The organism is Flagellimonas oceanensis (assembly GCF_003992595.1).
GTDB classification, from domain to species: Bacteria; Bacteroidota; Bacteroidia; order Flavobacteriales; family Flavobacteriaceae; genus Flagellimonas; species Flagellimonas oceanensis.
Genome location: NZ_RZNA01000045.1, coordinates 121,653 through 134,991, shown reverse-complemented (window position 1 = coordinate 134,991; position 13,339 = coordinate 121,653). Strand labels below are relative to the sequence as shown.

Genomic DNA, 13,339 nt, shown 5'->3' with positions numbered 1-13,339 from the left:
ACCAACGGCTGGACAATGCCTGCAGGCGGGCATCGGACTATGGGGCCTATAATTACAGCATGGTGGAGCGGATACTGAAAAAAGGGTGGGACACCCTGGAGGACGACCCGGAGGATACCTCCGAGGTCCCGGACCACGATAACATCAGGGGAGGAAACTATTATAAATGACAAACATTAAAACAGACAACATGAACACAAAGACATTGGAACAGATGAAACAGCTCAGGCTCCACGGGATGCTCAGGGCCTTTGACACCAGCCTCTCGCCCGAGAGCATGGACTATACCAACGATGAACTGGTGGCCTATCTGGTACAGTCCGAATGGGACGATAGGCACAACCGCAAGATCGAGCGCCTGACAAAGGCCGCAAGGTTCAGGTACGGTGCCGTTATGGAGGCCATCGATTACGGCCCTGGAAGGAACATCGACAGGAACAGGATACAGCGCTACGCCTCCTGTGGATTTATACGCAAGGGTGAAAATATGCTCATTACCGGGAGCACCGGGGTCGGCAAGAGCTATCTGGCCTCCGCCATCGGGCACCAGGCCTGCTCAATGGGGCACAGGACCATGTACTTCAACACGGCCAAACTCTTTACCTTGCTCAAAACCTCAAAGGCGGACGGGTCCTATCTAAAATTCATTGGAAAACTTGAAAAACAGGACCTGCTCATACTGGATGACTTTGGCCTAAAACCATTGGACAACATCAACAGGCACTCTTTGATGGAGATCATAGAGGACAGGCACGGCAAAAGGTCCACCATTATAGCCTCACAACTGCCCGTGGAGGCATGGCACGATGTCATCGGTGAAAAAACGATCGCCGACGCCATCCTTGACCGGCTGGTGCACTCGGCTCACAGGGTGGACATAAAAGGGGAATCAATGAGAAAAAAAATTAAAAATAAACGTTAACTTCAGCACCAAAATGAGTCGATCTCGTGCACTTGATTTGCACTGCTCACTTTCATCCGCCGCAGGTGGTATACATTGACCGCCCTATCCATGCATTATCTAATCTTGGGTTATCTGAGAAATCCAATGAACTAATGTTCTTTATTTCCTGAATGTTCAAATAAGGGTCATAAGTTTTATCCCTAGGCAAGGAAAACTTATTATTGGCTGCATACGGATTGAGTTCAATCCCTTTTGATTTCGCATAGGAGCATACCTGATTAATAATTGAAAGGTGCTTACTTGCATTGGTTCTATTGTATAGTAAATCATTGGTCATGTAATCCAAAAAAAACTTATGAAATTCACTGTCTAACTCACGCCACCTTAAATTAACGTCCCTCTCAGATTCGAATGCTTTAACAACATTCAGAGTTCCTTTGTACTTTTTTATTGTTCTATCTGACAACTTTTTCCCAGTTTTTATACTTACCTCCTTCTCTTTGTCATCCACAAAAACTTCAAAAAAGGGCGTAAAGTAAAATTTTTCATTCTCCTCATCTTTTAAAGGCTGAGAGTGAAAACTCATAACAGTTGAATCCAACCACTTTTTATTAATTATCTTACCTTGATTATAAGATTCGTTAAACGTATTGATGATATGCTCCTTTAATCTCGGTAGCTTCTCATTTAAGAAACGAGAGGATTGGCTTTCAACCATATTTTTCACATAACCTTTTTTATGCCAAAACTTAGGGTTGATTAAAAACCCTGATTTAGAAGTTATATCCAATTCTTTGCCCCTGTAGAATCTTACATATATTTCGGATGGGTTTTTAGTACTTTTTACTATTAATTTCACATTGGCCATTTATCCCGATATTTTCCCGAAATCTACGAAACTTGTAGAAATATATCGAAATGAGTAGAAATAAATTTTTATTTAATTTATTGATAAACTGATATTTAATATAAACAATTAGTTTATCTAGGTTTCCAAAGGTTCAAGGTGGTAGTACAGTCCCCGCTACTACTCAATCGAAAAAAAGCCGACAAGATTTTGTCGGCTTTTTTTATGCTTTATCCCCAAAAGCCCAATTTCACTGCCTTCACAAAAGGTAAACTTTTATCGGGGCTTACCTGCTTTAGTAGTTTGTTAACAATTTTAACAGCTTAAATTCATAAATTGTTAAGACCTAATTCATCATCAATCAAAAATGAGACAATTTACCAACAATATTGTCTTGCTCTTTCTATGGCTGAACCTCGCGTTTGCCTATGGCATTACCAACAACAGTGGTTATGCTGGTTTTCCTGCGCCTACTGCCGAAACTTTTCAGGATTCTTTGGATTGGGCCGATTATTATTTCAATATTCATCGTTTTGAAGAAGCAATACCACTATATAAAAAGAACCTTGATGTAAACGATGAAGAAGAAAAAATCCACATTTTAAAAAAGCTGGCACTCAGTGAAGCAGCTTTGGACGCTCCAGAGGAATCCGTTGCCTACATTTACGATTATTTTAAAATAGATTTTCAACCCACTTTTCTTTTGCATGAAGATTTTGACGGCATCCGAAATGATACGAATTTCAGTAAATTATCAGGCTCTGTATTACCTAAAATCACTCTTTGGTCGGTTTTTTACTTTTTTGTCTCCCTGATTGGATTCTATGTCTCCTTTCTACTTTTGATCAACAAAAAAATTGACAAACAGGCCAGCATACTCATAGCTGCTTTTGTTTTCATTCATTCATTGTTCATTCTAAATATATGTGTGGATCAGACCAATTATGTGTTTGAGTTTCCACATACTTACTTAATGACCACTTGGTCCTCACTTTTGTACGGCCCTTTGCTTTTCCTTTATTTTAAACGAGTCTCCAAATCAACAGACCTCAGCAAAAAAGACCTTTGGCACTTTTTACCAACTGTGATTCTTACCATATACCTCATACTCACGGTGTATGGTTTTTCAGGTTCTTACAAGGTAAATCAAATGTTGCAACAGTTGGAGGAAGGACCTAATCCCGAGACTTCGACCAAATTATTATTGATTGTTTCCCTGAAAACAATTTCCCTAGGGGTTTATGCCTTTTTTGTCCATTCTATTTTGACCAAGAACAAAGCAGGTTTGGGCAAAAAGACTCAGGTTTGGCAAAAAAACATCTATTTGATTCATGTCAGCTATGTAGTGTTCTACATCATATATGGTTCCTCACTCATCGCAGGTATGGACAGTGGCGTATTACTCTACACTCCCATTGTTTTGATGAGTGCCATGGTGTTGTATGTCGGATATGCCGCCAATGTACAACCCGATGTGTTCAGTGGACGCTATGCCTATACGAATCGATTGTTCCCAAAATACGTGAAATCCGGATTAACGGATAGCTTGTCCCAAGAGCTGAAGAAAGACTTGACCGACCTTTTTCAAAAAGAAAAATTATACCGGAAAAGTGACATTAATTTAGACATGGTCGCGGAAAAATTGGATACCACTCGGCACAATGCATCCCAACTCATCAATGAACACTTCAACATGAGCTTTAGAGAGTTTGTCAATTCGCACCGTATTCAAGAAGCCAAAGAACTTTTGGAAAAAGAAAATGAGCTGAACATTATCGATATTGCCTACGAGGTAGGTTACAACAATAAGGTCTCTTTCAACAAAGCCTTCAAAAAGGACACCCATCTTACCCCCAGCCAATACCTCAACCATCTGAACCAAGGGTAAATTCTTATCGGGAACACCCAAAAACCTGGGTTTTATAGCTAACTAGTGGTCATCAATCAAAAATCATCAATCACTATGAAACGGCTACTAAAACAAATCGTTTTTAAGTACATGGGGCAGGAGAACCGGACAGCCCGCCCCCTGAACAGTCATGAAAAGTACAAGAAGTCCGGATTAACGGAAGAAGAGGCCTTAACTATTCGGAGCAAAATCAAAAAAGCTTTTGAGGAGGATAAGATCTACAGGAACAACACTATCTGTCTTGATAGTCTTTCAGACCATATCGATGACAATAGGTACAAGGTTTCTCAAGTGATCAACACTTATTTCTCCAAAAACTTTTATTCTTTTTTGAACGAGCACAGGATAAAAGAGGCCACACATCTTTTGTTATCTGACTCCACATTGAGTGTGAAGGCCATTATGTATGAAGTTGGGTTCAATAGCAAAAACAGCTTTTACAGTGCCTTCAAGAAAATTACCGGGCTTAGCCCCAACGATTATCGAACTGCTGCAAATACCGGTTTCGACAGGCAACACGAAATACGCATGGCATAGCAGTACCCATTGAATCGTTTAGAGCTATTCTCGCGAAAACCTCCTGGAGTCCAGGAGGTTTTTTTATCTGCCATTATCAAAAAATTATCATTTCCGTCACGATATGTTAAAAACAGTACTTCCCTTTGGGCATCCCTTTATTTGAGGTTCTTGCCGTTTAAAAAGTACCTGACCCGCCATGCTTATAGGTTGATTTGTTATGCAATTGTAAAGGTAGGACGGTGAGAGGTTCTACTTCTTAAAAGACCAAATCCATTGAGTTTTGTTCACTTCCCAGAAGTATGTTTGAATTAGCTATCATCTTCCTAGCGCCGTCCACCTTTCTCAGTTGCTCTAACTCATTTCAAATTACTAACAAAACTGTATTCGTATGAAAGTAAAGAAACTGTTTGGAGCACTGGTGGCAATGTGTCTATCGATAGTATTTGCCCATGCTCAACAAAAAACGGTCACCGGAACGGTTACCGACCAAGACGGGGTGCCCTTGCCCGGCGTGAACATTGTGGTGCAGGGTACTGTAAGAGGTACGCAATCCGATTTTGATGGCAACTACGTCATTGAAGCCAATGAGGGAGATGTACTCGTATTTTCCTATTTGGGGCAAAGAACACAAGAAATACGTATCGGTGCATCGAACACCATTAACGTGCAAATGCAGGAAGATGCTTCCCAATTGGAAGAAGTAGTGGTAACCGCACAAGGTATTGTAAGGGAAAAACGCTCTCTGGGATACTCGGTAACCACAGTGGAATCCGACAAAGTGGAATCCAGGCCCGAAGCCGATGTGGCCCGTGTATTGAACGGTAAGGTTGCCGGTGTGAACATTACCTCGAACAACGGGATGTCCGGTTCAGGAACCAACATCATTATTCGGGGATATACCTCAGCGACACAATCCAACCAACCCTTGTTTATTGTGGATGGCATCCCTTTTGATTCAGGAACAAATACACAGACCAACTTTTTGGATGGGAACACGGAGTCCAGTCGTTTTTTGGATCTTGACCCAAACAACATAGAAAGTGTAAGTGTATTGAAAGGATTGAGCGCAACGGTACTTTATGGTAACCGTGGACGAAACGGGGTAATATTGATTACCACCAAAGGTGCCGCCACTGGCGATACGCCATCCAAAACCGAAGTATCCGTTACGCAATCCGTATTTATGTCAAATGCGGTACTCCCAAAATATCAGGATAATTACGGAAGTGGGTTCCATCAAGGATTCGGCTTTTTCTTCAGTAATTGGGGGCCACGGTTCGACCGTACCGATGACGATGGCATAACAACGGCACCACAATTCATACGTACCGGTCCCAATGGAGTGGCACTTACACAACATCCTTTCAACTATATTGCAGACCCAACGTTGATTACAGGATACGAAGACCTATTAAATTTTGAATATCCGTACAAACCCTATAATGGCGTAGAAGAGTTTTTTAGAACCGGATATGTATACAGCACCTCTATCAACGTTCGGGGAGGGTCCGAAAAAGTGAACTTCAATGCCAATTATGGACGTACCGAAGATATTGGTGTTACCCCTGGCAACAGATTGATGCGAAACAACTTCAGTTTGGGGGGAAATGCCTCTTTATCCAACAACTTTACTGTATCAGGGGTCTTTAATTTTGCAAGAACAGGATATAAATCCCCTCCAAACGCCGTAAGTACTGGTAGTGGTGCCGCTTTTAACGGTTCTGCCATTTTCGGGGACGTTCTTTACACACCAAGAAATGTGGATTTATCCAATATCCCTTATCAAGCAGCCGATGGTAGAAGCCTTTACTATCGTTCGAGCAACGATATCCAAAACCCGTATTGGACCGTGGCCAATTCAAAAACCGCTCAGGAAACCGACCGATTCACAGGAAATGTTTCCATGAGCTATGCCATTAACGATTGGATGAACCTTACCTACCGTGTCGGTCTGGACACCTATACCGAGTTAAACTCCTACGGACAGAACAGGGGAGGTATCGATGGACCCACCTTGGGTATTTTGAGGACAACCTCAGTTCGAAACTCCATTTGGAACCATGACTTGATTCTAAGTGCCGATAAAAATCTATCTGACGATCTGAATCTCACGGCCACTTTGGGAGCAAACAGTCGTAGGGACACTTACGCTCAAGATGGTATTGAAAGTCAAGGCCAATTGGTCTTTGGTGTACTGGAACACTTTAACTTTACTACGCCATCATCCATCAATTCCTTCTCGGGAATTGACCTCAACCAAAATTTCGAGGAAAACCTGGTCGGGATTTATCTGGATGCCACCCTTTCTTATAAGGACCTACTATACCTTAATGTCGTGGGAAGAAATGATTGGTCCTCTACTTTGGAAAGGGAGAACAATTCCCTGTTCTACCCTGGGGCCAGTTTATCCTTCATCCCTACAACAGCATTCCCTGCATTACAGGGCAATGTTCTCAATTATGCAAAACTGAGATTAGGTTATGGATCCTCCGCAGGATTCCCAACCCCTTTCAATACAAGGGATGTGCTTTCATTGGGCGCAAGGACCTTTGTGGACTTCAATGGTAATGTAGTGTCGGGCAATACGGTATCAGATGTACTCGGTAACCGAGACCTATCCCCAGAAAGAGTACAGGAATTGGAAGTTGGTTTGGATACCCGATTGTTCAACAACCGACTTAACTTCAATGTAAGTCTGTATCAAAAATCCACAACAGACCTGATTACCAACCGTACCTTGGATAGCTCCACAGGCTTCCGCTCTACTTTTGTGAACATTGGTGAAGTAGAGACCAAAGGTATCGAAGCTGATTACAATCTGAACATTTTCAGGGAAAGTGAAGCCGGTATCGGCTTTAACATCGCTGGAAATTTCACTGCAAGTGAAACTACGGTAACCGATTTGGCGGAAGGCACCAATAATATTCTTTTGACATTTGCGGTGTCGGGCGAAGCGGCAAACTACGCTGTGGAAGGACGGCCCTTTGGTGTATTGTTGGGCAGCACCATCCTTAGAGATGACAATGGAAACAAAGTTGTAGGTCCAAATGGTCGTTACTTGGTGGACAATAACATTACCGAAATCGGTGATCCAAACCCTGATTGGACCTCTGCATTGATTCCTACCATCACATTCAAAAACTTTACCCTATCCGCTAATCTGCAGTATCGCCATGGAGGCGATGTGTACTCGGTAACCACGGCAGGTTTGATTGGCCGTGGAGTGGTTGATGCCGATGACCCTATCCACAGGGAATCCAACTACATTTTACCCGGAGTATTTGCAGATGGCACACCAAACAATGTGGCCATTTCATCCACCGAGTTCGGATTCAACACCTTTTTTGGTGGAAACATCAACGAAGTGAATGTGTTTGATGGTACGACCATCCGTTTGCAGGAAGCTTCTTTAGGATATTCCATTCCAAAGAAAATGTTGGAGAAAACACCCTTTGGAAGCTTATCACTAACACTATCTGGTTCCAACCTGTGGTACAAAGCAGTGAACTTCCCCGATGATGTACGTTACGATACCAACTCCTCCAGTACAGGAGTCGGAAACGGGCAAGGAATTGATTTCTTCACAGGCCCATCCACCAGAAGGTATGGACTTACCGTAAGAGCATCTTTTTAAAAGCAGCTAACTAGAATCAAAAAATATATTATGAAAAAAATATCAAATATACTAAGTCTTGTAATCGCTGCACTGACAGTTATGTTGGGCTGTGAGACCACATCCTTGGATGTTGTGGAAAGCCCCAACGCACTGAACCCGTCGCAGGCGAGTGTTGATTTCTTTCTGAATCAAATACAGTTGATGACAGCGCAAATCCATTCCGGCGAAGAAGGTCGTGCCGAAAATGGCCTTAGCCAATTTGGAATGGAACCCGTAAGAATCCAGCACGGTTTCGGCCCAACCTATCGTGAAAGTTATGATCCTTCCGACTTTGACAGGGTCTGGGACAATGTTTATGCCAGGGCATTGATCGATATCAGAACCATGAACCCTCTGGCGGAAGAAGCGGGTCAATTCACTCATATTGCCATAGGTCAGATTTTGGAAGCCTATATTATGATGTCCATGGTGGATTTCTTCGGAGATGTCCCTTATTCCGAAGCGGCCTTGGGAGGGGAGGGAATACTCAATCCCTCTGTGGATTCGGGAGCCTCCATTTATCAAGCGGCAGATCAGCTTTTGGTCGATGCCATAGCCAATTTGAACAAGGATGAAACCGTACTGCCATCCAATGATCTTTTTTACGATGGCAATGAAGGCCAATGGAGAAAAGTGGCCAACACCATGCGTTTGAAGCTTTACCTACAAACACGTTTGGCCAGCGCAGAGGGTTTTGGGGCATCGGTATCCACTTCTCGCATCAACGAGTTGATCAACGGAAACCAGTTGATTTTGGATGCTTCGGATGATTTCTTCTTTCAGTGGGGCACCAACAACGCCTCCCCGGATAGTAGACATCCTTATTTTGATGCCAACTACGACGGTGCTGGGCCTAGTTCAGATTTTTACACCTGTAACTATTACATGAACTTGATGGCCAATCAGTATAGTGAGCCTGACCCAAGAATTCGGTACTATTTCTATAGGCAACAGGAAGATTTTTCAGGAGCTGATGTGGTTACCAAGGAATGCGTTACCGAAATATCCTTGCCCGCTTGGTGGGATTCATCCGAACCCTATTGCCTGGTTCCCGCAACCAACGGTTTGAGCGGATATTGGGGAAGAAACCATTTGGATGATGACGGTATTCCCCCAGATGATGCATTTAGGACATTACACGGTACTTATCCCGTAGGAGGTCCTTTTGACGATAATTCCTTTAGGAATGTATCAGGTTCTGGAGCTATCAATGAAGGATACGTAGGTGCGGGCATCTCCCCTATTTTGATGTCATCCTACACCTATTTTATGTTGGCCGAAGCAGCATTGACCTTGAATACCACCGGAAATGCCCGGGACTATCTCGAAACGGGAATCAGACAATCAATAAACACCGTAGTTGATTTTGGGGCGCCCCTGGCAAGTGGCACCGGATATGAAGCAACCTCAACGGCTATCGACAATCATGTGGCGGAAATCTTGACCAGTTATGATACGGGAGACAATACCGACAAACTTCGCATAATCGTGGAGCAATACTTCATAGCCTTGTGGTGCAACGGAATCGAAGCGTACAATACCTACCGTAGAACAGGTCAACCCGATAACCTCACCCCTGCGTTTACCACCAATGATCCAGGACCGTTCCTAAGGTCAATGTGGTATTCGCAGACTGCAGCGGACAGCAATACGAACATAACACAAAAAAGTGCTCCGAGCACCCCGGTGTTCTGGGATACCAACCCTGACGGATTCGTTGATTGATTAAACCATAAAAACAAATACAGATGAAAAGTAACTTAAAATATATATTGGGCATTGTCCTGCTTACATTGGCTATTGCCGCCTGTGAGGACAATGACAAAAACCCGCTCAATGTGTTCGAATTGGAGGATTCAGCCGCTCCTTATGTGAGGATCCTGTTGGAGGAGATGATTGTGGCCAAGGGCGATTTAGCCACTTCCAGTCTCATAGGAACCGTGGATGATGCTAGCGACAATGTCGCATCCTGGGAACTAGGTGTAACCTTGGAATCTGGTGGGGTTTCCACCGATACCGTACCATTAACAACCATAACAGAATTTCCAAGTGACATTTCCATTCCTTATACCGATATAGCAGGTGCCTTGGGCATAACTGTGGATGATATCTCTGGAGGAGACTTTATCAGATTCTTGGGACAATCCACTGGAGTTGATGGTACAGTGACCACTGTTGAAAACTATAGTGCCACCATAACAGGACAACCCGAGCAATTACAGGCCTTTAATTTTATTATTCTGGTCAAGTGTTCACCTATCTCGGGAACTACCGTGCCCGGAACTTGGGTTATAGACATGCAGGATCTCTACGGTGATGGTTGGGACGGGGCCTTTGTTACCTTCGAAATTGATGGTGTGCCCACAGACTACACCTTTACTGCCGGGGATGCAGCTACGTTCAATGTGGATGTGCCAGAAGGAACAGGTTCTCTGGTAATCTCATATACCAGTGGGTCCTACGAAGAAGAACATGTTTATACTATTGAGACTCCGGACGGCGAGGTATTGGGTCCATTCGGGCCGAATCCGCTTCCCTGTATCAATTGATTTTTATCTACTGTTCAACAGAAGGGCCCGTTTCCATTGGAGCGGGTCTTTTGCTTTTTACTAAAATCAGTTCTACTGCATCGGGAAGGGTACTGGTAGTTGAGGATTTCCGAAAAAAACATCCCATCCATGTACTTTTAGTGTATGTAAAAAGCAATTCCCATAACAGCCTTGAACCCAAAATATCTTTTCAAAAGTATTTGTTTCATTTTTTGAATGTATTTGAATTAGTCCAATCCTCAAGGCTGTTTTTATTGCTCCATTGATAATTCCAAATAGAATAAAGTAAATATACTTGCATTTCGTTATTGCAATAGACCTTACCTTTGCATCTTAAGGAAATCAACTTGAGCAATACTTCAAATTACCCCAATAAAAAAGCACTTTTATCTCTCGCCATAGGTGGTTTTGGCATAGGCCTTACCGAGTTCGTCATCATGGGAATTCTTCCCAATATTGCCGGTTCCTTGGATATATCCATCCCTAAAGCTGGGCATTTTATCGCCATTTACGCGCTTGGTGTGGTCATAGGAGCCCCAACAATGGCTCGCATTGCCAACAACTTGAACCCTAAGAGGACACTGTTGTTCCTTATGCTATGGTTTACCGTTTTTAATACCCTATCCGCGTTTTCCCCTAATTACTGGGTAATGATGCTGTTCCGTTTTCTATCGGGAATGCCCCATGGCGCATTTTTTGGTATTGGGGCTGTAGTATCCGGTTATTTGGCCAAGCCAGAAAAAGCCGCCCAAGCTATGGCCATCATGTTTTCCGGTCTAACCGTGGCCAATATTATAGGGGTTCCATTGGGCACTTACATTGGTCAGGAACTACATTGGAGCTATTCCTTCATGTTAGTGGGCATAGCAGGAATCGCCACACTGTGCAGCCTATATTTTTGGATGCCCAAAAAGGAATTGGAAGAGGCCGACAACTCGCGATCAACAAGTCCCACAGCTGGTATAAAAAACAAAAAACTATGGGCTTTGATTGTTTTGACCACCGTAGGTACGGGAGGTTTTTTTGCATGGTACAGCTATATTGCACCCCTGGCCATCAACGTGACCCAACTCCCTGAGGAAAATGTTGGCTATATAATGATTGTTGCAGGCGTCGGCATGTTCTTCGGTAATTTTTTGGGGGCCAGAATGGTAGAGATATTCAATCCTGTGAAATCCGTGGTCATAAGTATGCTTGGCATGACAACCATACTTCTTTTGAACTCCATTTTTGCAAGCAATGGCATTGCCATTTATGTACTTAGCTTTATCATAGGTGTTATTACTTTTACGATTTCAGCACCAATTCAGATAGCCATTATAAAAGCTGCCAAAGGATCGGAAAAGTTGGGTTCTTCCATGAACCAAAGTGCCTTCAATATGGGGAATGCTTCAGGAGCTTATTTTGGCGGCCTGCCTATGGTTTTTGGGTTGGGATTCAATTATGCCAGTGTCGTTGGGGGTGTTTTGGCCTGTATCGGGGCCATTATTGGAATGGCCATTCTTTATATGGAGAAACAGAAAAGAAAAAAAGAGTCTTAGTTTTATAGCATGATGGGACTTTTACGAAATAGTGTTTCACTTAGAGTATTCTGGGCCCTGATGAGCCTTTACCTACTGAACATCAGTGTGGATTCCCCTGATCAATATCCCGACTTTGTCCCCGAAGATTTAACTATCAACGATCAGGAAAGTATGATTGAGATCTTGGTGGAGAAGGTCTTGGGCTATGGTGATGTTTTTGAAGAATATGATGACCCTGACAAAGAGGACCACAATAGCGGCTCCAGTTTTAAAATCAAGTTGACATTTCATAAAAATGAGATGACCGACTCCAACAACATATGGCTTCTTCAGAAAAAGAAGAAGTTTCACCAACATATGGCATCATTGCCACAAAGATGTACCAAACTGGAAACACCCCCTCCCGAAGCCTGATTTGCTCTTACCTATAAACCCATGCCTGTATTGAAGCAAGGTCGGGTCGTTCAATATTAACACAAAGCAAATCAAAATACATGAAAAACATCATAAAAAACATGATGCCGATAGTGCTATTGGCATCATCCTCAATAACTATTGCCCAAATTAGCAGCACACAAAAAGACAGCCTATACATTGTTCAGGTTGAAGAAAAAAAACAGCCTGCCAAAGTATTGCATGCCGAGCCCTTGTACATAGACTTGATTCGTGATCTCGGCGCAAGAAAGGGCGAAAAGGAATGGAACCTGGGCCTTGGTCTGACGGACGAACTGACCTATGACTCCTATGAAGCCCTTATCGAGTACGAATGGGCTCCCATTGATAGATTAGGGCTGGAAGTGGAGTTGCCCTTTACTTTTTACTCCCCATTGAACGGTGGTAATGGGGCTGAAATGCCGTCCAACGGATTGAACAGTATCAAGATTGCGACACAATGGTCATTTTTTGTAAATGAACGCATGGCCACTTCCATGGCAATCGGCTATATCAATGAATTTGAACTATCGGATTTTAGAAATTTTGGAAAACCCTTAATTTCAGGAAATGTGTACAACCCGTTTTTGGTAGTTGCCAAAAGATGGGGCAACAACATCCACTCCTTGGTGTACACAGGACCCATGATTGGACACGAATACGCAAGCGGGGAAGTCCATATTTCGTACGATGTGAACACCAGTCTCCATTATATGATTCCCGGCACACGTAACTTTATTGGGGTGGAGTTTAATAAAACGTGGCAAAACAGTGACTTTGATATGACCATGCGACCTCAGATGCGATTGGGGGTTGCAGATAACGTAATGATAGGCATTATAGCCGGTATTCCCGTAAGCAGGGAAAACGAGAGGTTCAGTTCGTTCTTGAGACTTATTTGGGAACCCAAGCACAAGTAAGGAACTACAGTAAGAAACAAGGGGGCTTGCGATAACCCCCTTGTCTTACTTTGAGCATTATAAGAAAGATCGTTTTAATTA

Annotated in this window: 10 protein-coding genes; 9 read left to right on the top strand and 1 reads right to left on the bottom strand. The window is 43.1% G+C overall.

Going from position 1 to position 13,339, the window contains the following annotated elements:
- Positions 1-190 precede the first annotated feature (190 nt).
- Positions 191-922 (top strand): IS21-like element helper ATPase IstB, encoded by a 732-nt coding sequence (gene istB / locus EO132_RS13005; RefSeq protein WP_127136804.1) that lies wholly within the window; start codon positions 191-193, stop codon positions 920-922.
- A 52-nt stretch (positions 923-974) separates the two neighbouring features.
- Here the strand turns inward: istB and EO132_RS13000 are convergent, their stop codons facing one another.
- Complete coding sequence (locus EO132_RS13000) at positions 975-1,763, bottom strand: phage integrase SAM-like domain-containing protein (RefSeq protein ID WP_205780364.1); 789 nt, start codon at positions 1,761-1,763, stop codon at positions 975-977.
- A gap of 355 nt (positions 1,764-2,118) precedes the next feature.
- Here EO132_RS13000 and EO132_RS12995 point away from each other — a divergent pair, with 355 nt between their 5' ends.
- The 8 genes from EO132_RS12995 (at position 2,119) to EO132_RS12960 (ending at position 13,258) form a co-directional block, all read left to right on the top strand.
- On the top strand, positions 2,119-3,639 hold the full coding sequence (locus EO132_RS12995) for a helix-turn-helix domain-containing protein (RefSeq protein ID WP_127138275.1): 1,521 nt from the start codon (positions 2,119-2,121) through the stop codon (positions 3,637-3,639).
- A 75-nt stretch (positions 3,640-3,714) separates the two neighbouring features.
- A complete protein-coding gene (locus EO132_RS12990; protein WP_127138274.1) occupies positions 3,715-4,197 on the top strand; it encodes a helix-turn-helix domain-containing protein in 483 nt (160 codons plus the stop codon).
- A 370-nt stretch (positions 4,198-4,567) separates the two neighbouring features.
- Positions 4,568-7,813 carry a SusC/RagA family TonB-linked outer membrane protein gene (locus tag EO132_RS12985; RefSeq protein WP_127138273.1) on the top strand — a complete coding sequence of 1,082 codons (3,246 nt, stop codon included), beginning with the start codon at positions 4,568-4,570 and terminating at the stop codon, positions 7,811-7,813.
- A 30-nt stretch (positions 7,814-7,843) separates the two neighbouring features.
- A complete protein-coding gene (locus EO132_RS12980; protein ID WP_127138272.1) occupies positions 7,844-9,559 on the top strand; it encodes a SusD/RagB family nutrient-binding outer membrane lipoprotein in 1,716 nt (571 codons plus the stop codon).
- Positions 9,560-9,582: 23 nt separating this feature from the next.
- Positions 9,583-10,383, top strand: a complete 801-nt coding sequence (locus tag EO132_RS12975; RefSeq protein ID WP_127138271.1) for a hypothetical protein — start codon at positions 9,583-9,585, stop codon at positions 10,381-10,383.
- Between the two features lie 326 nt (positions 10,384-10,709).
- Entirely contained in the window at positions 10,710-11,924 is a 1,215-nt protein-coding gene (locus tag EO132_RS12970; RefSeq protein ID WP_235856460.1) for an MFS transporter, read from the top strand.
- A 9-nt stretch (positions 11,925-11,933) separates the two neighbouring features.
- Positions 11,934-12,320 carry a hypothetical protein gene (locus EO132_RS12965; RefSeq protein WP_127138269.1) on the top strand — a complete coding sequence of 129 codons (387 nt, stop codon included), beginning with the start codon at positions 11,934-11,936 and terminating at the stop codon, positions 12,318-12,320.
- A gap of 80 nt (positions 12,321-12,400) precedes the next feature.
- Positions 12,401-13,258 carry an HAEPLYID family protein gene (locus EO132_RS12960; protein ID WP_127138268.1) on the top strand — a complete coding sequence of 286 codons (858 nt, stop codon included), beginning with the start codon at positions 12,401-12,403 and terminating at the stop codon, positions 13,256-13,258.
- Positions 13,259-13,339 lie beyond the last annotated feature (81 nt).

What these genes read in the sequence shown, in the direction of transcription:
- EO132_RS12965 (WP_127138269.1), top strand. Translation starts at nt 11,934, where the DNA reads ATGATGGGACTTTTACGAAATAGTGTTTCACTTAGAGTATTCTGGGCC.
- istB (WP_127136804.1), top strand. Translation starts at nt 191, where the DNA reads ATGAACACAAAGACATTGGAACAGATGAAACAGCTCAGGCTCCACGGG.
- EO132_RS12975 (WP_127138271.1), top strand. Translation starts at nt 9,583, where the DNA reads ATGAAAAGTAACTTAAAATATATATTGGGCATTGTCCTGCTTACATTG.
- EO132_RS12960 (WP_127138268.1), top strand. Translation starts at nt 12,401, where the DNA reads ATGAAAAACATCATAAAAAACATGATGCCGATAGTGCTATTGGCATCA.
- EO132_RS12985 (WP_127138273.1), top strand. Translation starts at nt 4,568, where the DNA reads ATGAAAGTAAAGAAACTGTTTGGAGCACTGGTGGCAATGTGTCTATCG.
- EO132_RS12995 (WP_127138275.1), top strand. Translation starts at nt 2,119, where the DNA reads ATGAGACAATTTACCAACAATATTGTCTTGCTCTTTCTATGGCTGAAC.
- EO132_RS12980 (WP_127138272.1), top strand. Translation starts at nt 7,844, where the DNA reads ATGAAAAAAATATCAAATATACTAAGTCTTGTAATCGCTGCACTGACA.
- EO132_RS12990 (WP_127138274.1), top strand. Translation starts at nt 3,715, where the DNA reads ATGAAACGGCTACTAAAACAAATCGTTTTTAAGTACATGGGGCAGGAG.